Source organism: Fibrobacter sp. UBA7003 (genome assembly GCA_002449765.1).
Taxonomy (GTDB): domain Bacteria; phylum Fibrobacterota; class Fibrobacteria; order Fibrobacterales; family Fibrobacteraceae; genus Fibrobacter.
The window spans coordinates 1-24,839 of the sequence record DJXN01000011.1; the positions used below are offsets into that span (position 1 = coordinate 1).

Annotated in this window: 19 protein-coding genes; 11 read left to right on the plus strand and 8 right to left on the minus strand. The window is 55.9% G+C overall.

Going from position 1 to position 24,839, the window contains the following annotated elements; translation table 11 throughout:
* Positions 1 to 151: 151 nt before the first annotated feature.
* Both opgC and B2952_RS07780 read right to left on the minus strand, forming a co-directional pair.
* Positions 152 to 1,216 carry an OpgC domain-containing protein gene (gene opgC, locus B2952_RS07775; RefSeq protein WP_290733278.1) on the minus strand — a complete coding sequence of 355 codons (1,065 nt, stop codon included), beginning with the start codon at positions 1,214 to 1,216 and terminating at the stop codon, positions 152 to 154.
* A 32-nt stretch (positions 1,217 to 1,248) separates the two neighbouring features.
* A complete protein-coding gene (locus B2952_RS07780) occupies positions 1,249 to 2,367 on the minus strand; it encodes a hypothetical protein (RefSeq protein WP_173366032.1) in 1,119 nt (372 codons plus the stop codon).
* Between the two features lie 107 nt (positions 2,368 to 2,474).
* Here B2952_RS07780 and B2952_RS07785 point away from each other — a divergent pair, with 107 nt between their 5' ends.
* Genes B2952_RS07785 through recF form a run of 4 tightly spaced genes read left to right on the plus strand, consistent with a single transcriptional unit; the run spans position 2,475 to position 6,902 of the window.
* Positions 2,475 to 3,110 carry a LolA family protein gene (locus B2952_RS07785; RefSeq protein WP_290726150.1) on the plus strand — a complete coding sequence of 212 codons (636 nt, stop codon included), beginning with the start codon at positions 2,475 to 2,477 and terminating at the stop codon, positions 3,108 to 3,110.
* Between the two features lie 2 nt (positions 3,111 to 3,112).
* Positions 3,113 to 4,738 carry a hypothetical protein gene (locus tag B2952_RS07790; protein ID WP_290733280.1) on the plus strand — a complete coding sequence of 542 codons (1,626 nt, stop codon included), beginning with the start codon at positions 3,113 to 3,115 and terminating at the stop codon, positions 4,736 to 4,738.
* Positions 4,738 to 5,787, plus strand: a complete 1,050-nt coding sequence (locus B2952_RS07795) for a hypothetical protein (RefSeq protein ID WP_173366034.1) — start codon at positions 4,738 to 4,740, stop codon at positions 5,785 to 5,787. The genes B2952_RS07790 and B2952_RS07795 overlap by 1 nt, the downstream gene beginning before the upstream one ends.
* On the plus strand, positions 5,784 to 6,902 hold the full coding sequence (gene recF / locus B2952_RS07800; protein ID WP_290729808.1) for a DNA replication/repair protein RecF: 1,119 nt from the start codon (positions 5,784 to 5,786) through the stop codon (positions 6,900 to 6,902). The genes B2952_RS07795 and recF overlap by 4 nt, the downstream gene beginning before the upstream one ends.
* A gap of 99 nt (positions 6,903 to 7,001) precedes the next feature.
* Here recF and mscL read toward each other — a convergent pair whose 3' ends face one another.
* Positions 7,002 to 7,442, minus strand: a complete 441-nt coding sequence (gene mscL, locus B2952_RS07805) for a large-conductance mechanosensitive channel protein MscL (protein WP_097036674.1) — start codon at positions 7,440 to 7,442, stop codon at positions 7,002 to 7,004.
* A gap of 83 nt (positions 7,443 to 7,525) precedes the next feature.
* On the opposite strand from mscL, the gene B2952_RS07810 reads away from it, so the two are divergent.
* Both B2952_RS07810 and coaE read left to right on the plus strand, forming a co-directional pair.
* Positions 7,526 to 8,398: a DMT family transporter gene (locus B2952_RS07810; RefSeq protein ID WP_290733282.1), complete on the plus strand. Its 873-nt coding sequence runs from the start codon at positions 7,526 to 7,528 to the stop codon at positions 8,396 to 8,398.
* Positions 8,399 to 8,421: 23 nt separating this feature from the next.
* On the plus strand, positions 8,422 to 8,991 hold the full coding sequence (gene coaE, locus B2952_RS07815) for a dephospho-CoA kinase (protein WP_290733283.1): 570 nt from the start codon (positions 8,422 to 8,424) through the stop codon (positions 8,989 to 8,991).
* Here coaE and B2952_RS07820 read toward each other — a convergent pair.
* On the minus strand, positions 8,969 to 10,849 hold the full coding sequence (locus tag B2952_RS07820) for a glycoside hydrolase family 9 protein (protein ID WP_290733284.1): 1,881 nt from the start codon (positions 10,847 to 10,849) through the stop codon (positions 8,969 to 8,971). The genes coaE and B2952_RS07820 overlap by 23 nt on opposite strands.
* 321 nt (positions 10,850 to 11,170) lie before the next feature.
* Here B2952_RS07820 and B2952_RS07825 point away from each other — a divergent pair, with 321 nt between their 5' ends.
* Positions 11,171 to 13,789 (plus strand): carbohydrate-binding protein, encoded by a 2,619-nt coding sequence (locus B2952_RS07825; protein ID WP_290733285.1) that lies wholly within the window; start codon positions 11,171 to 11,173, stop codon positions 13,787 to 13,789.
* 21 nt (positions 13,790 to 13,810) lie between these two features.
* Here B2952_RS07825 and B2952_RS07830 read toward each other — a convergent pair whose 3' ends face one another.
* Together B2952_RS07830 and B2952_RS07835 are read right to left on the minus strand one after the other, a co-directional pair.
* A complete protein-coding gene (locus tag B2952_RS07830; protein WP_290733286.1) occupies positions 13,811 to 14,656 on the minus strand; it encodes a hypothetical protein in 846 nt (281 codons plus the stop codon).
* Between the two features lie 9 nt (positions 14,657 to 14,665).
* Positions 14,666 to 15,136, minus strand: a complete 471-nt coding sequence (locus tag B2952_RS07835; RefSeq protein WP_290733287.1) for a hypothetical protein — start codon at positions 15,134 to 15,136, stop codon at positions 14,666 to 14,668.
* A 371-nt stretch (positions 15,137 to 15,507) separates the two neighbouring features.
* On the opposite strand from B2952_RS07835, the gene B2952_RS07840 reads away from it, so the two are divergent.
* The 3 genes from B2952_RS07840 to B2952_RS07850 all read left to right on the plus strand — a co-directional run bounded on the left by B2952_RS07840 (position 15,508) and on the right by B2952_RS07850 (position 20,410).
* Positions 15,508 to 18,477: a glycosyl hydrolase family 95 catalytic domain-containing protein gene (locus tag B2952_RS07840; protein WP_290733288.1), complete on the plus strand. Its 2,970-nt coding sequence runs from the start codon at positions 15,508 to 15,510 to the stop codon at positions 18,475 to 18,477.
* Positions 18,478 to 18,554: 77 nt separating this feature from the next.
* Positions 18,555 to 18,920: an ArsR/SmtB family transcription factor gene (locus tag B2952_RS07845; protein WP_290729826.1), complete on the plus strand. Its 366-nt coding sequence runs from the start codon at positions 18,555 to 18,557 to the stop codon at positions 18,918 to 18,920.
* Positions 18,921 to 18,922: 2 nt separating this feature from the next.
* Positions 18,923 to 20,410: an SO_0444 family Cu/Zn efflux transporter gene (locus B2952_RS07850; RefSeq protein ID WP_290733289.1), complete on the plus strand. Its 1,488-nt coding sequence runs from the start codon at positions 18,923 to 18,925 to the stop codon at positions 20,408 to 20,410.
* Positions 20,411 to 20,447: 37 nt separating this feature from the next.
* Here B2952_RS07850 and ispD read toward each other — a convergent pair whose 3' ends face one another.
* Complete coding sequence (gene ispD, locus B2952_RS07855; protein ID WP_173381125.1) at positions 20,448 to 21,131, minus strand: 2-C-methyl-D-erythritol 4-phosphate cytidylyltransferase; 684 nt, start codon at positions 21,129 to 21,131, stop codon at positions 20,448 to 20,450.
* An 18-nt stretch (positions 21,132 to 21,149) separates the two neighbouring features.
* Positions 21,150 to 23,768, minus strand: a complete 2,619-nt coding sequence (locus B2952_RS07860) for a DEAD/DEAH box helicase (RefSeq protein WP_290733290.1) — start codon at positions 23,766 to 23,768, stop codon at positions 21,150 to 21,152.
* Between the two features lie 78 nt (positions 23,769 to 23,846).
* On the opposite strand from B2952_RS07860, the gene rfbA reads away from it, so the two are divergent.
* The gene (gene rfbA / locus B2952_RS07865) at positions 23,847 to 24,734 is read left to right on the plus strand and encodes a glucose-1-phosphate thymidylyltransferase RfbA (RefSeq protein WP_290733291.1); all 888 of its coding nucleotides are present in this window, start codon (positions 23,847 to 23,849) and stop codon (positions 24,732 to 24,734) included.
* Positions 24,735 to 24,839: the final 105 nt, after the last annotated feature.

Sequence of the window (24,839 nt, forward strand, 5' to 3'; positions counted from 1 at the left end):
GTCCAACTTTTTGGGTTCAGCTCATCCGCCGGGGTTTTTCATTGCACCGAAGGTGCCCGCGAAGACACTTGTTCATCGCCTACGCTTGAGTAAGCGCGAGGCATGCAGTGCTTGCCGAAGTTTTTTACTTATTTCGAGTGTCAGGAGGGTCTTAGGGAGGGACCACCCTCCCTAATCGTATCTTAGCGAGGGCCCACAGCAAAACGCAGGCTGCAATCGGGACGAGTATGTTCCACGGTCCGTGGTAGCGGATGCTCCCGGGAATATTCATCCAGATATAGACGAACACGATGTGGGCGGTGTAGATGTCGATGCTGCAGCGGCCCATTGCGTTCGTGGGCCTGAAGTCCAGCAGGTTCGGCCACTTACGGACGATGGCGCAGATGCCGAGCATAAAGACAAAGAAGTTTGCGAAACGGAGCGGCCCCACGTGGACCTTGCTCGTGAACGCTTCTGCGGGAAGCGGGAGCGCGATAAACTGGTGCGACCACAGGAAGCAGAAGACGAGCGCTATGACGATGGCCGGCGAAAGTGAGCGGACCAGGGCGACGGTACGCGGGTGACCGGCGGATTCGTCCTTGCGTGCGAGCTTCCACCAGGCGGCGACGGCCGTTCCCGAAAAGTAGACGCATTGCCAGGCGAAGGGGTCGAAGTCCCCGTGGTGGATCCACTGCGGGAAGGCTGAATTGACCAGGTCGCGGAGCCCGAACTGTGCGGCAATCCAGACGGCAAGCGACGGAAGCCAGAGCGCGAAAACTTCGCGCTTGCGTTTTGCCTTCAGGAACAGCGGCATGGCGACGGGACCGAGCATGAGGAAGATGACATAGAGCGGCAGAACGTCGAGCCATTCGGGTGTGTTTACGAGCGTAAGGCTCCAGAAGCTACCTGCGACGGGGTGCCCGTAGATGGACTTGAACAGCGTGGCGGTCTGCGGCATTATGGCAAGCCCGGCGATGGCGAGGGCTGCAAGCGTTGCGATGTGGTAGCGCCAGGTCTTGAAGGCGCGGGCGAACATCCAGCGCTGGCCCGGGTCCTTTGCGCTTTTGCTTGCGGCGGCGAGCAGCCCCACGAATCCGGAGAGGAAAAAAAAGCCTTCGGCCGCACTGAAGAAGCCGAAGCACTGGTAAAGGTAATAGGAGATGGGCCTTCCGAAATGGTCGAGGGTCATCTGCAGGAGCAGCAGGCCGCGGATGGAATCTAGTGCCCTTATCCTCACGGATTATCCCGTGGCGTTGCGCCTGCCGGAGGCTAGAAGCTCGCCTTTGCGCTGATACCCATCGCGAAGTCGGTCTCGATCTGGTCGGCGAAGTTGTAGCCACCCCAGAACACGAGTTCGGTCTTCATTGTGGGATAGAGGTAGAGGTTCAGGCCGAGGTAATGGTAGTCGTCGTCCTCCTTTTCGAGGTCCTTGTTGTGGTATTCGTAGCCCACGCCCATGCTGAACTTCTTGTGGATGATGAAACTGGGTTCGATGGCGAACATCATCTGGTCTTCGGTGAAAATCTGCACGTCGGCATCGTAGCGGTCGTCGGCCAGGGCCACGAAGAAGCTAGCTCCCAGGTTGAAGAAGTCGTAGTTGAAGCTCGGTTCGACGAGGAAGGAGTGGACCCCCTTGCCCTTGTAGGGGTGGATTCCCCATACGGCGTAGACCCCGTAGTTCATGTTCTCGAGGCTCTTGGTGTAGTCGACTTCGAGACCGAACACGTAGGTGTGGCTGCGGCCCATGTCCTTGCCGAATACCCAGTCGACGCTCGGGGTGAGCACGAGGTGCTGGTCCACGTGGTTGACGAGCGGGTAGGAATAGGTGGCGAAGAGCGCCGCGGAATGTTCGTTGTTCTCGGAAGCGCCGAAGTAGACCTTGCCCGAGCCGTACTTTTCGTTGCCGACTTCGATACCGGCACCGCGCAGGTTCTGTTCGCGGACGATGACGGCGTAGCGGGCGGGGTCGCGCCAGTAGTAGTAGTTGAAGGCGCCTGCGCTATAGGTGAGGTCGCCGAACACGAGGCCGATGTCGTGGGTGATGTCCCAGCGGAGCTCGACACCGTCGAAATTGAATTCGGTGTACTTGCCGCCGTCGCCCATAGCGGTCGAGTGCGCGTAGAAGTGGCGCCTGGTTTCGGAGGCTTGGTAGTTGCCCAGGGTGTCCTGGTAGCTCGTGTGGGTGTTCGCTTTGACGGTCACGGAAACGTTCTCGTCCATGTTCGCCTTGGCGGAAAGGTCGATGTCCTGGTTTGCGGCGTTGATGGGGCTGAAATGCTCGTCGAAATAGCTACCGTAGTCAAAGTTGACGGATCCGTGCAGTTCGACATCAACGGCGAGCGCGAAGCTTGCGGACATGAGGGCGATGGGCAGAATGAGTTTGCGCATAAAATCCTTCTAAAAAAGTTTCTTGGCAAAAGATAGAAATATATCTTTGAAAAACCCAATGTCCAGAAGCCGTTTGTTTTGTATTTTTGTGGATATTTAGGAGCTTTATGAAATTTCGCAGATTCTTTTTTGCAATGGGTGTCCTTGCGTTCCTTTGTGCGCAGGCGTTCGCGCTGACCGCCGACGAGGCCATGGAAAAGTCGAAAACCTGGTTCAAGTCGGGCAAGGCGTGGAAACTCGAGTTCCAGGTGCAGATGTTCTATTCGGAATCTCCCGACATCGTAAGCCAGAAGGGAAAGCTTCTGGTGGCCGACGGGGACCGCTTCACGCTCGATGTCGCTGGAATCAAGTTCTATAGCGATGGCGAGAGCATGTGGCAGTACAACCCGGAACAGAAGCAGGTGCTCATCAAGGCGATTGAGGACCTGTCGTCGGCGTTCCACCCGTCGGAGCTCCTGTTCAAGTATCTTGGCTGCAAGGCGCGCGAACTGAAGGAAGCCGAGTTCAACAAGCAGAAACTCTGGGTGCTGAAGCTCGACCCGTCCAAGTACGCGGGGCAGTTCGACCAGATGGAAGTCTGGCTTTCGCAGAAGGATTTTTCGCCGGTGAGGCTCTTTACGGTCGACCCGTCCGGGAACGCGACCTGGTACAACATTATGAACCTGAAGGTGGTGAAGCAGGTTTCGCCCGATGACTTCAGGTACAAGCCCGTAAAGGGCGTCGACGAAATCGACATGAGGTGATGATGGATGTGAACTTGTACAAGGCGCTGCGGCGTTCTCTTGCTGCCGTGACGCTGGCCTCGGCCGGTGCCCTCGCCGCAAACCAGACGCTTTTCAGCAACTGGACCTATTCTGTCGCTCCCGGCGGAACGGATGGCGCCCTGTGGGTGTTTTCCCGCGGAAACGTGAATAGCGGCGTGACGCTTCTGAGTCTCAAGGTGTCGGCTTCGGGACAGGTCCAGGTGGACGATGCCGTCCAGGATGCGGTCTCGGATTCCACGACGGCTGTCCAGGACGGAATCTTTATCGATGTCAATGCGGAACGCAGGCGCATCCCGGTCGCATCTGCCGGCAGGCTCGGGACCGTATTCCCGATGTATGGGCTCAAGCGCGACAGCAGCTTCCTTCAGCCGAAGGGGTTCATCTCGGTTCGCGGGATCGGGAACGTTGTCGAGACTCCGCTGGAACTTCCGGTAGCGGCGGAAGATGTCGAATCGGCGATGGACTATGCCGTGAGCGGGCTTGCCTTCGATTCCTCGAGTTCGACATTGTGGATTGCCCGCGGGATCCTGGGGCTTACGGGCTACAACATTTCGAAGGGGGCGAACGACCCGAAGGAGTTCCGGCTGATTTTTGACCGAGATTCCAAATCGCTCGATACGCTCAAGCTGAACGCGACGAAGGATATCTCGAAATATACGGAGGTGCTCGATGTCGCCATGGATAACGATGCGGGAGACCTGTGGCTTGCGACTTCGCGCGGACTCTGGAAAATGGCCCGTGACGGCAAGCTCTCGCTTGCTTCCAAAGCGCTCGATACCATGCGGGTGACGGGTGTCTGGGTCGGGGGCTCGCCGCTGCAGGTGATTGCGGAAACGCAGTCGAAGGGCAAGGATCCGGTCGTGGGTGCGCTCTGGCGCAAGAAGGCCGGCGCCTCCGGTGACTTTGCGAAGATCCCGTTCCTTGACCTTGACGGCAAGGCCCAGAAAAAGGATGTCTATGACAATGCCGACTACACGGTGAGCGACATCGCGTTTGTCGGAAGCATGGCGTTCGTTGGCGTCCGGACGGTGGGCGGCTCCGTTAGCGGGTTGCTGAAGCTCGATTCCCTTGGATTCCGGGCCTACGAAGTCGACGAGGACGAACTCGCCTGGCTTTACGGGTTCGAGATGGGCGTCACCGACCGTGACGTGGTTATCTGGTCGGTTACTTCGTTCCCGCTGGCGAAGGGGATGACGGGGCTTGCTGTCGCTGCGGACGGGAACGGCGTCTCCGTTTCGGCCGATACGGGCAAAACCTGGACTCCGGTCCTGAACCGAGCCAAGCTGGGCGGCGACCTGGGGACGGTGCGTATGGTGCCTTCGGTCATCACGGCGGGCTCGGAATCGCTTGTTTCGTACAAGGTAAGCAAGGACTCGAAGATTACCATCGAGGTGTTCAGCTACGACATGCGGAAGGTGCGCAAGATCGTGAAGTCGGCTCCGCGCTTTGCGGACAAGTCTCGCAGTACGAATGCGAGGGAAGACGTGTGGGACGGCCTTGACGACTACGGCAATCCCTGCACCATGGGCGTCTATTACGTGCGCGTGAAGGACAATCATGGGCATGTGGGCTGGGGCAAGGTCATGTCGCTCGGAGGGGGTCGCTGATGCTTATGCGTAAGATTTCCCTTGGTGCCTTGTTTGCCCTTGCCCTGTTTGCGTCTTCGGCTGTCGCTGGAGTCGTGGACAAGAAGGCTGCGCTTGGCGGCTACGACGGATTCGTGGAACGCATGGGGGCGGGAACCCGCGAACTCGGCCGCGGCAATACGGGTTCTGCGGATACATCTGCCATGCCCGGTGCCTATTGGAACCCGGCCATTCTCGGATTCCGGCAGAATTTCAATTACACGCTCAATGCAGAACGCCGCAGCCTGGACCGCACGGGCGGTTCGCTCGGGCTTGAAACCTCCGTCGGAAACCGCATGGGGATTGGCTTTGCCATGCTCTACCGCGGCGATATCGATTTCGAGGTGATTGACGAGGATGACCAGACTCTTGGATCGGCGACCCCGTTCTTCTCGATGATGTATCTCGGGTTCTCCTTCAGGGCAACGCGTCGGGATGCCTTTGGCGTGTCGCTTTCGTTTGGCTATGACAACATGGACATCGCGGAGTATTATGATGACCTGGACATGACCGACGGGTTCACGAGTCCGATGGCGCTCAATTTCGGGTGGCTTCGCCAGTGGAACGAAAAGTGGTCGTCGTCCGTCGTCATCCGGAATATCAGCTTTAGCAAGAACCTTTCGGCGCGCTGGACTCGCAGCCCGAGTTCCGATAACCGCATCCCGTCGACGGAGGGCGTGCGCCCCAAGGTGCTGCAGGTAGGCCTTGGCTACCGTTCTAAAATCATGGGCAAGCCCGTGTATGCATGGATGGAAGCGCTTGACTACCAGGTGGCGGATACGCTTCTCGTGTTCGACCCGCAGCATCACGTGTGGACGGGCCGTGTGGGTTTCGAATGCGAAATCATTCCCGCGGGAACCGTGCGTATCGGCATGGATGATTTGAATGCGATGCTTGGCCTCGGATACAAGTTCGATGTGCGCATAGGCAAGAAACGCTACCTGTTCGACGTGAACTATGCCTTGACTTACGAATCTAGCGCCGGGCTCTTTAATCCGCTGAGCTTCGGCGTGAGGGGATTTATCCCGTGATAAGCTCGCTGTCGGTCCGGAACGTTCGAAGCCTGTCTGGAGGCGCTTCCGATTTTCGCGAGTTCGCCTTTTCGCATGGGGTGAACGTTATCCATGGGCCAAACGGCTGTGGCAAAACGACTGTGCTTGAGGCTGTGCACCTGCTTTTGCAGGGGTTCTCGTTCCGGGCGCGGGACCTGAAGGAACTGATTGCCTGGAATGCCGACGAGATGATTTTACGCGGGTCGTTCTATGACGAATCCCACGAATGGAACCGTGCGTTGCAGGTGGGAAATGCCGGAACGGTCGTAAAGGAAAACGGCTCGCCGCTTCGAACGGCGTCGTCTTTTTTCGGGAAGATGCCCGCGGTAATCATGCAGCCGTCCGATATCGAACTTTTGCGCGGTGCGCCCGAAGTGCGCAGGCGTTGGCTCGATGAAATCCTCTGCTTCCGTTCGGCGGCGAACGCAAGCGTGCTGCGCAACTACAAGCGCGTGCTTCAGCAGAGGAACCAGTGGCTCAGGCAGTTCAAGAAGGATGGGAATGCGGTCGGAGGTGAAGACCTTTTCCAGGTGCTGACGGGCCAGCTGGTGGAACTCGGGGCGAAACTCTGGTCGATACGGCTGGAACTTTCCAAGGAAATTTCTCCCATCATCACGGGTTACTACAGGCGCCTTTCCGGTGGTGTAGACGAGATTACCTGCGATTACAAGAGCTCGATTCTTAGGGAATTCGATGCGTCCGGAATCCCGAACGAAGATATGCTGAAGAATGCCTTCGCGGAAAAGCTTGCGGGGCTTGAACTTGTAGAAAAACTGCAGGGAATCACGATGTCGGGACCTCACAAGGATGATCTCGCGCTTTGCGCCTCGGGATACGAGATGCGTTCGGTGGGATCGCAGGGACAATGCCGTTCGGCGGCTATCGCCATGCGTTTTGCCGCGGTCGATGTTGCTTCCCGCTATCTCGCGAAGCCGGTCCTTTTGCTGGACGATATCTTCGCGGAACTCGACGTGAACCGCCGCGATGCGGTCGCCGCGCTTGTTCGCGAGAAGGATTGCCAGGTGCTGATTGCCACCCCGCAGTTCGAGGAACTGCCTTTTAAGGCGGATTCGGAAATTTCTTTAAGCGACTAGGGAGGAGTTCCTCCTCCCTAAGACCCTCCCTAAAACAAAAATAAAGGCCGCCTTGCAGCGGTCTTTGTTTTGAATTTGGAAAGGTTCGCGCGAACTTTTTTACTTCTTCAGCAGGTCACGGATTTCGGTGAGGAGCTTCTCTTCGGCGCTCGGCTCAGGAGGGGCCGGAGGAGCAGCCGGGGCTTCTTCCTTCTTGCGCATGTTCTGCATGAATCCGAGGAACTTCTTCATCACGATGAACACCACGATGGCGACGATGAGGAAGTCGATGATGCCGCCGATGAAGTTGCCGTACGGGATGGTCACGCCGTTAGCGGTGGTGTAGGCGAGAGCCTTGAGGCCTTCGCCCGCGTCCTTGCCACCGGCCATGGAGATGATGGCCGTGACACTCGGCATCACGATGTCGTTCACGAAGGAGGTGACGATTTTACCGAATGCGCCGCCGATGATAACACCGATGGCCATGTCGACGATGTTGCCCTTGAACGCGAAGGCCTTGAACTCTTCGAGAAGGGACGATGCTTTACCTTTGATACCCATGTGGGCTCCTTTTGTTGATGTTGCTTTTGAAAAAATAGTATTGTCGTGCAGTTTGGCAAGGCATTTTCTAAATTGTGTGCGCTATGTCATGGTTGTTTCTGGCTTTCGCCTCGGCTGTTTTTTTGGGCCTTTATGATCTTGCGAAGAAAAAATCGGTGCAGGACAATGCCGTCCGCCCGGTTCTCTGCCTCTGTAGCGCCTTTTACGCCCTGTTCATGCTCCCGCTCCTGCCCCTGGGCTTCTGCGAGCCGCTTTCGCTGCACGACCACCTGCTGCTGATGGCGAAGGCGGTCATCGTGGGCCTTAGCTGGCTCTTTACCTACAATGCTATCGCGCATATGCCGCTTTCGATTTCGACCACGATACGCGCACTGGCCCCGCTCTTTACCATCATGATTGCGGTAGGCTTCATGGGCGAACGCCCCTTCCCGCTCCAGTGGGTGGGGATTGCCGTCTGCATTTTTTCCTACATCGGGCTGAGCCTTGCGGGCAGGAAGGAGATGGGACATTTCTTCAGCAATGGCTGGGTGGTGTCGATGCTCATCGGGACGATCCTTGCCAGTTGCAGCGGGGTCTACGACAAGTTTATCTTGCAGCGAATGAACTTCGAGCCGATGACGGTGCAGGTGTGGTTCAGTATCTACATGCTTGGGGTCCAGTTCATCACGACCGCCTTCACATGGTACCCGACCCGTAAAAAGACGACCCCGTTCCAGTTCCGCTGGAGCTTTATCGCTGTGGCAGCCCTGTTGATTGTTGCGGACCGCTGCTATTTCCTCGCCGTAAGCCACGAGGGAGCCCTCATTTCGATCATCACGGTGCTCAGGCGTTCGAGCGTGTTCATCAGCTTCCTGGCGGGAATTCTCATTTTCCGTGAAAGGAAGAGCAAGCTCAAGTTCGTTGCGCTTCTGGGCGTGGTGCTCGGGCTCTGCCTCATCTCCCTTGGCAAGGGTTAGAAAATTTTTTTATAATGCATGGCATGAAAAAGATTGGCATTACGGGTGGCATCGGTGCTGGGAAGTCCTTCCTGGGCAAGATGCTTGTGGCGCGCGGGTTCCGCGTGCTCGATGCCGATATCGCCGTCCATGAACTCTATGCGCACGACAAGGACCTCCGCGACAAACTTGCAAAAGCATTCGGGAAGGAATGCCTAACGGAAGACGGAGTGGACCGGCGGTTCCTTTCGAATGTCGTATTCAAGGACGCACAGGCGCGTGAACGCCTCGAAAACGTTGTCTATCCGTTCTTGGCGCGAAAGGTTACGGATTTTTTCGGATCGCCTGCGGAATCCATGAACGAAAAATATCGGTTCGTGGAGGCGGCTGTCCTTTCTCGTGCGCCTGCGATAGTCGAAATGCTCGATGAAGTCTGGATTGTGGAGGCTGCCGAGGAAATTCGCCTGGAGAGGCTCGCGACCCGCGGAATGACGCGTGAAGAAGCCTTGCGCCGCATAGACAATCAGCGCGGGCTTTTTGAACCCGCGCGGTTTAATGGCAAAGTTGTCCGCATTATTGAGGACAAAAGCGTTATCGATTCCCTTTTGAAATAGCGCCTTTTAGATTGAAGTAGCGGATGCTGCCGTCGCGTAGGGTCTTTTCGACTTGGACAGCTCCGTTCTTGAATATAAGCCTGTTTCCTGCGGCGCGAATCTTGGCGCCCGGCTTCGTGACGGCGATGGCGTCGAGGTCGTAGGGCTCGGGCTTGGAGGCTCCGACTTCGTAAACCTTGCCTGTTGCGGCAATCGCCTGCAGGGAACCTGCGAGGTAGGCGAAGGGGGCGTTCCAGTTGATGGCCACTTCGTTTGTCGCATAGCTGCAGGAATTGTCGTAGTAGGATTTTGCTGGCGCGTCGGCATCGATGTGGCTCTTGGCGCAGTCGTTTGCAGAGGAATTCGGGCCGCCCACGAGCATCCCGGGGACAGGCATTTCGATCGTATCTCCCTCGCTCGGGCGGTGGTGCGGGTGCAAGACCTGATTTATGCCCCACCCCGTGAGGTACGAGATATCGAGCGGGTTTCTGCCGAGGAGGTAGTCGAGGATGCCCTGCGCCGCGTCGAGGTATTTCTTTTCCTTGCTCAGGATGTAGGCGTGGATGAGCACCATTCCCTTGTTCGCCACTACGCTGTTGGAACCCCAGTAAAAGTCCGCGTTGTCGATGGCAAGGCCGTAGCCGTTGTCGGGCATGTCGATATAGCTGTCGGCAAGCGTGAAAATCAGGTTTCTCGAAGAATCCACCTCCGCTTCGCCAAAGAGGTGCGGATTCGTGGCGATGGTGAATGCGGCGAGCGCATATACGGTCTGCCAGGCGGGAAGCTTGCTGCGTTGCTTCGAGATGGGATTGCGTTCGACATCCTCGAGCGCGACCGGGTTGCCGGTGATGCGGTAGAGTTCGGCGGAGCCCCAGATTTTTTCGTCGATGGCGTTGCCGTCGCTGTAGGTGCCTGTTCCCACGTCGCTAGGCTGGGAGTAGTAGACGCGGGGATTTTCCGTGGCCCACCAGCGGGCTCCGGCGGCGGCCTTGGCACATTTTTCTGCAAATTCGGGGTCGAAGGGCTTGTAGATGTCGGCTGCGAGCGCGGTTACGCCTACGAAATCCCAAGTCGCAGTGACGCTCTTACCGATGGCATAGCGCTGCTTGACCACTTTTTCGGGGAGCACCATGCCGGCGAACTGCTTCGTGGTAAGCTTGTGGAATACGCCTCCGTCGCTGTCCTGCATCGTAAGCATCCATTCAATATTCCAGCGGATTTCGTCGAGGATGTCGGGAACGTCGTTCTTGCTTTCGGGGATGTTCAGGTCCAGGGTGTCGAAATAGTCTTTGTTATGCTGGTAGAGTTGCAGCAGGGTGTAGGTGGAAATGCCGGAGTTCACGATATACTTGCCGTAGTCGCCTGCATCGTACCATCCTTTGGCTCCGTTGAATGTGGAGGTGAGGTCCGTCCGCCCGGTAGAAGGGTGGTACATGACTGCCGTATCCGGGGTTCCCATGGCACGTGCGTACTTGCCTGCGAATTCTTCGGTGAGCTCCGTGGAGGAACGCTGGAAGTAGAAAAACTTGAGCGAAGCCTTGGTGACGCCTTCCAGGGCGTTGTCGCTGATGATAATCGGGTGCCCGATTGCTTCTCCGTCGAGGTAGGCCTGGTAGGTTCCCGGCGTCGTGAGTTCGGAGAAGTTTACGAGGGAGGCCTCTTCGTTGGCGCTTTCCCATAGGATGGCGTCGGGTGCGGTCACGGTCAATGCGGTTTTCCCGTCCGCATCCTTGAAAATGATTTCTTTGCCTGCGGCATCCGTGACGGCGATGTGCTTGGGGCCGTTGGTCAAGAAGCCGACCTGGTTCTGGTAGGCCGTTGCTGCGAAAGCCGTTGTTGCGGCAAGCATCGAAGTGAGAAGAATTTTATTTGAATCCATACATCCATACCTTGGTTTGTCCTAAAATTAAATCCCTCTCGAAGTGCAGGGAATGTTTTTCTCGAGCAAAAGTGTTTTCGCTTGAAAACAAAATGAGTTTTGTTTACGGGGGTGTCCGGAAAGTGTTGAAATGTATTGTAAGGACCCTTGCGATTTGAAGAAAAATGTTATAGGAAACTCTCTTTTTTTGCAAAATTTTGGGGAATTGTGGACATCTTATCCATGCAAACTCCTTTATTAGGGTGAAAAATCGGGCTTTTAGGGGGTATTTTTGGGTAAGGGATGATATTGTTGGTGTAAAAACGGGAAAAAGAGGAAATTATGGGAACGAAGTCGTTACTATCCTTCTGTTTGGTGATGTCGGGCATGTCTCTTGCCGCGACGCAGGCAACCTTCTACGTGTCCCCTTCGGGCAACGATTCGAACAAGGGTACGGAAGCCGAACCCTTCAAGACGATTACGCAGGCCCAAAAGGCCGTGCGCGCCATTAACGGCACCATGACCGGCGACATCGAGGTGATTCTCCGCGAAGGCACCTACGCGCTCCCCGCAACCATTGCATTTGATGAACGCGACGGCGGTAAGGACGGCCACTACGTGCGTTATAAAGCCTACGAAGGCGAACGCCCGCTGATTACCGGCGGTATGCCCATTACGGGCTGGACTCTGCACGACGAAGCGAAAAACATCTGGAAAGCCGAAGGCGTGGAAGGCCGATTCCGCCAGCTTTACGTGAACAACCGCAAGGCGGTTCGTGCTTGCTTCCCCAACGTGATTGATGCAAAAGAAAAAGGCAACGGCGGTTTCGACCACGATTTCGTGCGCCTCACGAAGGTGGACTCTACGGGCCGCGCCTTCGATGTCTCTGCCGACTACGTCAAGAATATCAAGAACATCGAAGATGTCGAAATTCACTTGATGATTGCCTGGTCCGAAAACATCCTGCGTCTTGAAAAAGCCCAGGTGAACGGTGGTACCGCAAAGCTCATTCCCAAGGATCCTGAACGTACCAAACTGTTCCACCGCGCTTACCCGATGCTCGGTACCGCTTTTGCGAGTAATCCGCCCAAGCAACAGGTTTTCTATCTCGAAAATTCCTACGACTTGATTGACGCTCCGGGTGAATGGTACCTGGACGAAAAGAATCAAACGCTTTATTACAAGCCCCGTGAAGGCGAAAGCATGGCGACTGCCCACGTGGTTGCTCCCCGCCTCAATACCTTGTTCAGCGTCTTGGGTAAGGATACCAAGAACAAGGTGGGCTACATGAGTTTCGAAGGCCTGACCTTCGCCCATTCCAACTTTACACGCCCTAGCGAAGAAGGCTTCCTGGATTTGCAGGCGGCAAACTTCAACGTAGACGTGCTTCCGGATCCAAGTCGCGGAAACTGGGAAAAGCTGAATAGTAACAAGTATTTGCTGTGGCGCCCCGATGCGGCGTTCCGCGTTGAAAATGCGCATCATTTCTTGGTGCAGGGTAACGTGTTCTCGCAGATTGCGGCTACGGGCCTGGACTTTGTCTCTGGTACCAACGACGACATGATTCAGGGCAACGCCTTCTTCGAAATCGGTGCAGCGGGCATTATGCTCGGCAAGTTCTATCAGGACTCCACGACCGAAATCCACATCGCCTATAATCCCAGCGACAAGGACGAAATCAGCACCCGCGATACGGTCAAGAATAACCTGGTCACCAACGTGACGAATGAGCATCAGGGTGCCGTGGGTATTGGCGCCGGTTACCCCCGCTATGTGGTGATCGAGCATAACGAAGTCTCTTATACCTACTACTCCGGCATTTCCATCGGTTTTGGCTGGACAAAGGCTCAGACCGCCATGACCAACAACCATGTGAACTGGAACGAAATTCACCATATTGCCCGCCTGCTTTGCGACTCCGGCCCGATTTACACGCTGAGTAACCAGGGCACCGGTAGCGAAATCCAGCACAACTATATCCATGACAATGGAACCTCCAAGTGGGCCGACTACTGGAACGTGCCTATTTACCTGGACGAAGGCTCCAGCGGCTTTACCGTGAAAGAAAACGTGTTCAAGAATTCCCCTGCAGGTGTGGGCCAGAATCAGGCGGGGCAGAATAATCTCCAGCAGTCCAACAACTATTACAGCGACGAAGTCGTGAACAACGCCGGTATCGAAAAGGAATTCCGCTACATCCGTGACATCAAGGATATTCCTGTGGCGGACTTCAGCAACACCGTGACGCAGGCCGCGTTCAAGGCCGTGATGAGTGTTCCGGGTATTGTGCAGGCCGAAGACTACGATGTGGGTGGTCAGAGCGTTTCGTATAGCGACAAGGACTTCGTGAACGAGGGCAACACCTACCGCGAAGACGGCGTGGACGTGGTGGGATTCGGTTGTGCCGATTCCGCGATGACGCAGAACTGCATGGGTTATGCCATCGGTTACACGCAGGCGGGCGAATGGCTTGAATACAGCGTGAATGTTGTTACGGCAAGCAAGTACGTGTTCCGTGCAAACGTGGCGACCGGGCTTGAAGGCGGCAGCTTCCGCCTGTTCCTTGACGGCAAGGCCGTTACCGATACGATTCCTGTGCCGCAGGGCGAAGACTGGAATACCTATGCCACAATCGACGGCGAGACAAGCGAACTTGCTAAGGGCGATCATGTGCTCAGAATCCAGTTCACCGGCAGCTACGTGAATTTGGACTGGATAAAGTTCGCGCTCACTCCCGAGGAACTTGCTCCCGTCCGTCAGGTTTCCGGAATGCGCCTGGGCCTCGGTGAACGCGGCTACGACGTGTTCGGCATGGATGGCAAGTTCGTCTGCCGCATCGAGGGCGCAGAGGCGCTGGGCGGCATCAAGTCGGCACTCAAGATGAAGGGCGTGAATCCCGGCATCTATGTGGTCCGCGGTCTTACAAGCCACAGGAGCGTCAAGGTCAACACCGTAAGATAGGGGTCTTTGTATGGTCCCTCTTTACCATGAGTATTCGAGGTTCAGACGCCAAGTGTTGAACCCCGCGTCATACACACCTAAAACTTTATCACTATGGGTGCGTATGGATAGGAGCAGTAGCTGGTACTGGATGGTGAAGTGCCTGTAGAACTCGGCGCCGAAGCCTAGATATTCCATGAAGTCCCAGTCTATAATGGAGTAGAAGTCGCTCTTATCCAATCCGTTGTTTATGCTCTCTTTGTAGATGTATGCGTAAATGGGCTTGCGAATATGGGGGCTGATGCTTGCGAATGGCCGGACGATGTCGTTGTTGGACGGAATGGCAAAACGGAACTGTGCCGGAATTTCCAGCATGTAACGATAGAGCTCCAGGGTGGAGTTGTCCCAACGGTCTGGAAACTCGTATTTAGCGTGGTGGAAGATAAAGTTGAGGCCAGTCTGAAAGGACAGCCAGCGATATATGTCAAAACCGACAAGGAAGCCTATGTCAAATCCGTAATGGTCGGCAAATATCCCGCCATGCTTGGCTTTGGCTCCGTCAATGAAGTTTTCGGAGTACATATCCAGTGCGAGCGATATGCCCATGAAAAGAGGGAGCGTTTCTTTTTCTTGTTTCGCCTCTTGCTTGATGGAGACCTCTTCTTCGACGAGCTCGCCGAAATCAATGGGCCCTGTCTGCATGTCCTCCTTGGCTTGGTTGGGTGGTTGTTCTGGTTCTGATTCCGGTTTTGAATCTGGTACTATTTCTTTTTCCCAGTCATCTTCAAGGTCGGTTGCCGAATGGCCCGGTGCGGGGATTTCTCCAGTTTGAGAAAATGCTGTAGAAATAAGTCCCAGGGTAATTATGAAGGTGAAAATTTTTCGCATGGGAAAACCTTATTCGCCAGTAAGAATGATGACTAGCAAACCGCCGATGATAGCGATCCCCCCTAGGATAAACCATAGGTTAGAATTCCCTTCGGCCTTTACATTTTGGTTGTCTGGAGCATAGTCGCCTCTGTGGCGGATTCCCACGATCTTGTTGCCTACGACAAGCAGCCCGAGGACATCAGTCTTTTTGCTCCAGAGGTTGGTGCGATCCTTGTCGTTGGGCTTGTACTCCTTCATGTCTTTTGCGGACTTGTAGAGGTGTGCCCTGTAGTTGTAGACAAGCTCTAGCGTGTCGCCATGGATTTCGGTGAATACGGGAGTCCCGAGTGTTGGGGCGATATTGTGGATGTTGGGGTCGGTTTGAATTTTTTTCAGGTCGTCATCGTCGATCCAGTTTTCCCGCAGTCCGTAGGTATGCGCGCAACCGGCAAGAAATGCTGCCGCGAGAATCAGTAAGCTGCTGACAAGGCGTTTCATGAGGGCTCCTTTGTTAATCTCGGAGTCCGTCTCACCTAGGGGCGCTTTCAATAACCACAAAAAAGGCGTGGAATCGTCCGCGCCCGTCGTAGTTGAGGTAACGACCAAGTAAACCTTTAGCAAAACAAACGCAAACAACCCACACCACTGGGGTGCGAGTGTCTGCTCTTTTCTCTTGCTTCGAAAGTTTTGGTCGTTTTTCAACTACAAGAATAAGAGCGAACTCAAAATTATGTCATTGTAAATATATCTAAAACAAGTCACAAAGTCAATAGCGCATTGATAAAAAGTCAACGAGAATTGGCCTTTTGGATGCCTTTTTCGCCGTTTTTTGGGGTAGTTTTAGGTTGGATGTTAAAAAAGGAGAACGTATGAAATCCTTTGGTGTAATGTTTGGCGCTCTCGCTTGCGTGGCGACTCTCGCTTTCGCGTCGACGGACAACCCGCTTACCCTCTGGTACAACAGCGATGCGGCGGGCGAATTCACGAACGCCCTCCCCATCGGGAACGGCTACATGGGCGGCATCATTTACGGTGGCGTCACGAAGGATATTATCGGCCTGAACGAGAGTACGGTATGGTCGGGCGGCCCGGGCGACAACAACAAGCAGGGCGCGGCAAGCCACCTGAAAGATGCCCGCGACGCCATGTTCCGCGGGGACTACCGCACGGCGGAATCCATCGTTTCTAACTACATGATTGGCCCTGGCCCGGCGAGTTTCCAGCCGGTGGGCGACCTCGTGATTACCACGTCGCATTCGGGGGCCACGAATTACCGCCGCGAACTGGACCTCAAGACGGCCATCGCGAAAACGACCTATACGAGCGGGGGAGTCAAGTACACCCGCGAATACTTTGCGAGCTATCCGGACCACGTGATTGTTGTTCGTTTGTCTGCAGACAAGTCGGGTTCGGTGAGTTTCGGGGCGACCATGACGACTCCGCATCGCAACAACAAGATGTCGAATAGCGGGAACACGCTCATTTACGACGTGACGGTCAATTCCATCAAGTTCCAGAACCGCCTGAACGTGGTGGCCGATGGCGGTACGGTCTCTGTCTCGAACGGGAACATCAATGTGCAGGGCGCGAATTCCGCAATGCTCGTGCTCACGATTGCGACAAACTTCAAATCGTATAATGACGTGAGCGGTGACCCGGGCGCCATTGCGGCCGATATCATGAGCAAGGTGAAGGGCAAGTCTTACGACGACCTGCTCACTGCGCACCTGAAGGATTACCAAACGATCTTCAACCGCGTGAAAATTGACCTGGGCCCTGCCGACAACAGTGCGGGCGACATTACCAGCACCCGCGTGAAGAATTTCAATTCCACGAACGACCCCTCGCTCGTAGAACTGCATTACCAGTATGGTCGTTACCTGCTGATTGCGAGTTCGCGCAAGGGCGGCCAGCCTGCAAACCTGCAGGGCATCTGGAACAAGGACACGAACCCGGTTTGGGGCAGCAAGTACACGACCAACATCAACCTCGAAATGAACTACTGGCCGGTAGAGACGGCGAACCTCGGCGAATGCGTGTGGCCGCTGATTGACAAGATCAAGAGCATGGTCCCGCAGGGAGAAAAGACCGCGAAGGTGCACTGGGGCGTAGACGAAGGCTGGGTGGAACACCACAATACCGACCTCTGGAACCGTACCGCCCCGATTGACGGCGCATGGGGCTTGTGGCCCTCTGGCGCAGGCTGGCTCAGCACGCACCTCTGGGAACATTTCCTGTTCAACCCGACTGACAAGGCTTACTTGCAGGACGTCTACTCCACCATGAAGGGGGCTGCGCTCTTCTTCGTGAACAGCCTTGTGGAAGAACCTGAAACCGGCCACAAGTACCTGGTGACGGCTCCGAGCGATTCTCCGGAAAACGACCACGGCGGTTACAACGTCTGCTTTGGCCCCACGATGGACAACCAGATTATTCGCGACGTGCTGAACTACACGATTGAGGCCTCCAAGATTCTCGGCGTTGACGAGGATGTTCGTGCCAAGATGGAAGCGACTGTCAAGCGCTTGCCGCCGACAAAGACGGGCAAGTACGGCCAGATTACGGAATGGTTGCAGGACTGGGACGACCCGAACAACAAGAACCGCCATATTTCGCACCTGTACGGCCTTTTCCCGAGCGCGCAGATTACGCCCGAAGAAACTCCCGACCTGATCAAGGGTGCGGGCGTTACGCTGAAGCAGCGCGGCGACGATGCGACCGGTTGGTCTCTCGCATGGAAAATCAACTTCTGGGCCCGCATGCACGATGGCGATCACGCATACACGATGATCCGCATGCTCCTCACGCCAAACAAGACTTACAACAACCTCTTCGATGCGCATCCGCCGTTCCAGATTGACGGCAACTTCGGTGCGGTCTCGGGCGTGAACGAGATGCTTATGCAGAGCCATAACGGCAGAATCAACTTGTTGCCGGCATTGCCTTCGCAGTGGAAAGACGGTAGCATCAAGGGCATTCGTGCCCGCGGCGGTTTCGAGATTGATTCCATGGCCTGGAAGGGCGGCAAGCTCACGTATGTCGCCATCAAGTCCGATGTGGGCCAGACGCTCAACCTGGTGAACGGCTCCAACAAGTTCACGACCACGACGGTTCCGGGCAAGGTTTACGAATTCGATGGTAACCTCAAGCTCACGAACCAGCCGTTCGAACCGGTAACGGTTCCGGGCAAGATTCAGGCCGAAAGCTACATCGCGATGGACGGCGTGCAGATTGAGGATGACGAATCGGGCGAGCCGAACCTTGGCTGGATCAACGACGGTGATTTCAGCGAATACCTGGTAAAGGTCCCGACTGCAGGCGCCTACACGCTTACGGCCCGCGTGGCATCTGCCGCCGAAGCGAAATCTACCGTTACGGTGGTTGATTCTACTGGCAAGGTGCTTGCGACGTTTACGGTAGACCCCGAAAAGACGAAGGGCTGGAACGACTGGTATGAAACTTCGACGACAATCGCGCTAGAAAAGGGCGAGCAGAAACTCCGTTTCAATTACTCCGGCGAAAGCACTTACCTCTTGAATTTTGACTGGTTCAGCATTGCGAAGGGGACGGATGCGGTACCGGCGACGCGCCGGGTTGCCACGACGCTTGATGTGCGTCCGGTGCGGATGGCGCGAGCGCCCGTGGCTCTGATGGTGCAGTCGAACGGGGATTTCGAAGTGCGCCTGTATACGGCTAACGGGAATCTGGTCGCAAAAAGCCGGGGTAGCGGTGATGGGCTTGTTGAATTCGGCAAGAATGGTCGTCTGCTCCAGGGCACCTACATTGCTGTCGTTACCAGCGGAAATCTGCAAAAAACGCTAAAAATTCGCGCTTTTTAGGCAGAAATAGAAAATTTTTTAGAAAAAGGGCGGTTTGTCTCTTGACAAACCGTCGTTTAAAATGTATATATGAAAATATGAATAACTGTTCATGTATTAAAAACAAAACTCATCGTCACGATGCTGTTACGGGAATCCAAAAGATGGACGTGTCTCTCGATACCCTTTTCGAACTTTCTGAATTCTTCAAGTTCTTTGGCGATACTACGCGCATCCGCATTATTCACCTGATGCTTTCGGGTGAAATTTCGGTGAACGAGATTGCCGAAAAATTGAACCTCGAACAGTCGGTGGTAAGCCACCAGCTGCGCATCCTCCGCACGGCGAATCTCGTGAAGCCGCGCCGCGAAGGTCGCAAAATTTTCTATTCGCTCGATGACGAACATATCGGGCTCATTTTCAATACGGGCCTCACACACATTCTCCACAAGAAGGGAAAGTAGACATGGATTCCTTCGTCGATATCTTTAAGGTCTTTGTACACGAGTTTATCACGCTGTTTTCCGAGATGGCGCCGTTCCTGCTGCTCGGTTTCTTGCTTGCGGGCATTTTGCACGTGTGGGTGCCGAACCATCTGTACGTGCCCAAGATTTCCAAATCGAATTTCATGTCGGTGCTATGGGCGGCCCTGTTCGGTGTGCCGCTCCCGATTTGCAGTTGCGGCGTGATTCCCACGTCGATTGCTCTCCGGAAGGAGGGGGCGAGCAAGGGGGCGAGCGTGAGCTTCCTCATTTCGACGCCTGCGACGGGTGTGGATTCTATCCTCGCGACGTATTCGCTGCTAGGGCTCCCGTTTGCGATTTTGCGCCCGATTGCGGCATTCGTGACGGCGCTTTTCGGAGGCGTGCTCACGAACATCGTGTCTCGCGGGGAAGATGCTGCGGCGCAAGGTGAGGCTCACCCCGAAACTATCGACTTTGACGACTGCGATACCGATCATCACTGCGGTTGCGGCCACCGCGACCCTTCGACGGGCTCAGGAACCGAATGCGTCGAACATGACCATCACGATCATTGCGGGTGTGGCGAACATGGCTGCGGTTGCGAATCGCGCGATGTGCACCGCATGTCTTTCGGCCAGAAGGTTGTGGAAACTTTCCGCTACGGGCTCGTGAACATGGTGGGCGACGTGAGCAAGTGGCTGCTCATTGGCCTTTTGCTGGGCGCCTTGATTTCGGCGTTTGTCCCGAACGAGCTCTTCCTTGCCCTGCGTGAATATCCGCTGCTCTGTATGCTTGCCGTTCTCATGCTCGCGATGCCGATGTACACGTGTGCGACGGGTTCCATTCCGCTTGCGCTTGCGCTCGTGGCGAAGGGAATTACTCCGGGGGCGGCCCTCGTGCTGCTCATGGCGGGCCCTGCGACGAGTATCGCCTCGATGCTTGTGGTAGGGAAGGCGTTTGGCAAGCGGACTCTCGTGGCATACCTTGTCTCGATTGCGGTCGGCGCGATTGGCTTCGGGCTGATTGTCGATACGTTCTTCATGGACACGTTCCTTGCGGCGATGCTCCCGCATGGCTCTGCGGAATGTCACGGGCATGGTGCGCTTGGCGTGTTTGACTATGTATGTGCGGGCCTGCTCGCTGCATTCATGATTTACGCGAAGTTCGGACACAAGGGCTGCGGCTGTGGGCACGAACATGGTGGACATTGCGGGTGCGGCCATGACCACGAAGGAAACTGCTGCCACGACCACGAAGAGGAATGCGATGAATGCGTTCACGTGACTTACCGCGTGAACGGCATGAGCTGCAGCCACTGCAAGGCGTGCGTCGAGAAGGCGGTTCGCGTGCTGGACGGCGTGGAATTTGCCGAGGCCGATGTCTCGAAGAAGGAACTTCGCGTGGAATGGCACGATGCGCACGATATCGATGAAGGTGCGCTCAGGAAGGCGGTGGAAGAAGCCGGCTTCGAGTTCGGCGGGAAGGTTTGAAGAAAAGACGCCCGGCCAAGCCGGGCATGACGAGAACCTATTTCGCGCGGCTGGCGAAAATCTCGAAGTCTTCGGGAGTGGTGAGCTTGTCGTTCGCGGCGTTGCCCTTCACGATGTAGACGCTCTCGCCGAAGTATTCGAGGATGCTCGCCTCGTCGGTGGGCGTGAAGTTCAGGGGCTCTGCGGCGATGCGCGCATAGAGCCTTTTCATTAGCGCGATGGAGGCTGCCTGCGGGGTCTGCGCCATCCAGACGGTATTGCGGTCGATGGTGGATTCGACGCGCCCGTCTTTAGCAATCTTGATGGTATCGACGGCGGGCTTTGCCACAAGGCAGCTGCCCTTGGTTAGAAGCGTTTCGCACACGTCGCGGATGATTTCCCTGCTCACGAAGGGGCGTGCCACGTCGTGGACCAGAACGAATTCCGCATTGCTTGTAAGTGCGTTCACGCCGTTCTCGACGGACTGCCAGCGTTCTGCGCCGCCCACGACGATTTTCAGCTTGGGGTGCGAGATTTCCTTTTCGAAATGATCCTTCCAGTCGGCGGGTACGGCCATCACGACTTCTGCGATTTCTTCCATCTCGAGGAAAGTCTCGAGGCTGTAGCGGTAGACGGGCTTGCCGCCCAGGAGCATCAGCTGCTTGGGAATGTTGCCGCCCATGCGTTTGCCGAGTCCCCCTGCGGGGAGGACTGCCGCGAATCTGCCTTTCAAGTTCTGCATGTCGGTAAAGATATAAAATTACGCTTCGCCGATGCGTAGCATTTTCAGGAGCGGGATTCCGGCTTCGCGGCTGTCGGCGAGGTTTATCTCGAAGTCGATGCTCCAGTCGTTGAATTCTTCCTCGTCCTGCAGCATCTGCTGTATGTGCATCACGTCACCCTCGTAGGTCACGATGGTGTGGGCGAGTGCGCGACCTTCCACATCGAGGCGGAACTTGTGGTGCTCTGCCGTGTAGGCGGCCATGATCTCGGTGAGCATCGACTCGGTCCACGGCTTGCCTTCGCCGTCCACGAGCATCTGGCCCTCTTCCAGGTCGTCTGCGAGGCTGTCGAGAACTGCGGCAAAGTCCTGCTTCGCGAGGTTGCCCATAATCTGGAAAATGCGCTGGCGCACCATGCCGAGGAATCGTTTCTTGTCGTAGGTGATGTCGGCGGCAGCCTTGTCGGCGCCGAAGGCTTTTTCCGCTTCGTCCTCTGTGAGTCCTGCATCCAGTCGCTTCTGGTAGTCCTCGGGGTGGGCCATCTTTTCCCATTCCTCCAGCAGGCTCGAGTCGGTGCGGCGTATCATGTCGCCGAGGTAGTCTTCCATCTCGTGGAGTTCGTCATTCTTGTAGCCGTCGGGCACCGTTTGGCTCAAAACCTTATATACGTAGTTGAGGTGCCGGAGCAAAATCGCTTCCATGCGCTGCAGGCCGTACTGCTTCACGTAGCCGCTGAAGGTGCTGAAGTTCTCGAACATCTCGCGCACGATGCTCTTGGGTTCCACGTTCACGTCGACCCACGGGTGCTGTTCCGCAAACTCGTTGTACGTGCCGTAGATAAACTCGCGGAGCGGCTTGGGGTACTCGACCTTCTCGATTTCTTCCATGCGCTGGTTGTATTCCATGCCCTGCGCCTTGAGTTCGTCGAGCCTTGCCGTGCGGGCCTTGTTCTGCTGGATGCGAAGAATCGCCTCCGGGTTCTCTACGATGCTTTCGCACAACGTAATTACGTCGAGCGCGTATTCCGGGCTTTCGCTGTCCAGTTTCGGGAGCGTATCTACCAGGTAGAGCGAGAGCGGCTGGTTCATCGCGAAGTCGTCTTGCAGGTCCATGTTCACGCGCAGGTGGCTGTAGCCTTCGGCTACGGGCTTCACGAACTCCACGATGTTCTTTTCCACCAGGCTTCGGAAAAGCTGGAAGGAGCGGTGCTGCAGCTGCTTCTTGCTCGCTGCACTTTCGTGGCAGTCCTTGATGAGCGTGCGCATCGCCTTGCAGCCGTCGGTCTCGCGGCTCAGGATATTCAGGAGCATCCCGTGATCTACGCGGAAGCTCGAGGTGAGTGGTTCGGGCTGCGCGTCAATCAGGCGCCTATACGTGCTCTCGTCGAAGGGGACGTAGCCGTGCTCGGGCGGTTTGCGTTTCTGGAACTTCTTCCCTGTCTGGCGGCTCTTCGCCTCGAGTTTCAGGTTCTCGATTACATGTTCGGGAGCTTGCGCCACCACGTATCCGATGTTGTCGAATCCCTTGCGCCCTGCGCGGCCCGCAATCTGGTGGAAGTCGCGTGCGGTTAATATCGCGGTCTTGTCGCCGCTGTACTTGCAGAGCTGCGTAAAGAGAACCGTGCGTATGGGGACGTTCACGCCCACGCCGAGCGTGTCGGTACCGCAGATGACTTTCAGTAAACCTTGCTGTGCGAGCTTTTCGCAGAGGATGCGGTACTTGGGCAATAGCCCCGCGTGGTGCAGGCCGATTCCCTGCTTGAGCCAGCGCTTGACATCCGGGCCGTACGGGCTCGAGAATCGCACTTCCTTGATGGCCTCGTTTATCGCCTGCTTTTCTTCGCGGGTGCACAGGTCGAGGCTCATGAAGTTCTGCGCATTGGTGGCGGCTGCGGCCTGCGTAAAATGAACGACGTAGACGGGCGCCTTGCCCTCGTTCACGAGTTTCTGCACTTCGGTCGAAAGTTCCGTGGTGCTGTAGGTAAAATCGAGCGGGACGGGCCTCTGCGAGGAACGGACGGTGACCGACTGCCTGCCGGTATGCTTCGTCATCTCGCGTTCGAAAAATTCCGTTGCACCGACGGTCGCGCTCATCAGGAGGAATCGAGACTGCGGGAGCGTCAGGAGCGGTATTTGCCAGGCGACTCCGCGTTCGCGGTCGGAATAGTAGTGGAATTCGTCCATCACTATATCGGTAATCGTGAGTTTCTCGCCTTCGCAGAGAGCCATGTTGCTTAAAATTTCTGCGGTGCAGCAGAGTATGGGGGCGTCGCGGTTCACAGTCGCGTCGCCGGTAGAAAGCCCCACGTTCTCGGGCCCGAATTCCTTGCAGAGCGCCATCCACTTCTCGTTCACGAGCGCCTTGATGGGGCAGGTGTACACGCTCTTGCGGCCATGCGCGATGCTGTCGAAATGGAGCGCGAGGGCGACCATCGACTTGCCCGAACCCGTGGGTGTATTCAGGATAACGTTCTTGCCGTCCAGAAGTTCGAGGATGGCCTCTTCCTGCGCAGGGTAGAGCGTGGTTCCGCGGGACTGCGCCCATTCCATGAATGCTTCCAGGATGTCCTCAGAAGCGGGCGCAGAGTGGCCTCCTGCCGGGTTTGCGGTGAATCCTGCAATGAAATCCTTGAGTGTGGCCTTGTTTTGCTCTGCCATAATGCGCAAAGATAGTTCTTTTGTCCCGACTGTAATTTTAAGATTTCTATTATTTTGAAAAAATAAAAGGAACCTAGCATGAAAGGAATCGTTCTCGCCGGGGGCTCCGGCACAAGGCTCTACCCGCTGACCATGGTCACCAGCAAGCAGCTCTTGCCGGTCTACGACAAGCCCATGATCTACTACCCGCTTTCGACCTTGATGCTTGCGGGCATCCGCGAAATCCTCATCATCTCGACACCGACGGACCTGCCGAATTTCGAGCGCCTGCTGGGCGACGGTTCCGCGATGGGTCTCAAGCTCAGTTACAAGGTGCAGCCGAGCCCCGATGGCCTGGCGCAGGCGTTTATCCTGGGCGAGGAATTTATCGGTAACGACTGCTGCGCGATGGTGCTGGGCGACAACATCTTCTACGGCAACGGCTTCAGCCCGCTTCTGAAGGCTGCGGTGAAAAACGCCGAGGAGAACGGCCGCGCGAGCGTGTTCGGTTATTACGTGGAAGACCCCGAACGCTTTGGCGTGGTGGAATTCGACAAGGCAGGTAAAGTAATTTCTGTGGAAGAGAAGCCGAAGGAACCCAAGAGCAACTACGCGATTACGGGCCTCTACTTCTATGACAACCGCGTGAGCGGATTTGCGAAGGCCCAGAAGCCGAGCGCCCGCGGGGAACTCGAGATTACCGACTTGAACAAGACGTACCTCGACAGGGGAGAACTCGACGTGAAACTGCTCGGGCGTGGATTCGCATGGCTCGATACCGGCACGATGGACAGCCTGATTGAAGCGGGCGAGTTCGTGAAGATGATCGAGAACCGCCAGGGCATCCAGATTTCTGCGGTCGAGGAAATCGCCTACGTGAACGGTTGGATTAGCAAGGAAAAGTTGCTCGAGTCTGCCGCCAAGTACGGGAAGTCTCCCTACGGTCAGCACCTGCGCAAGGTCGCTGAAGGGAAAATCAGGTACTAGTTCAAATTTGAAGTAAAAATCCCGCTTTTTTGACCAAAATCGCCAGTTTGGCTATTGACAACTTATCCATGCGAACATGCTTTTCGCATGGAATTTTTTCATGAT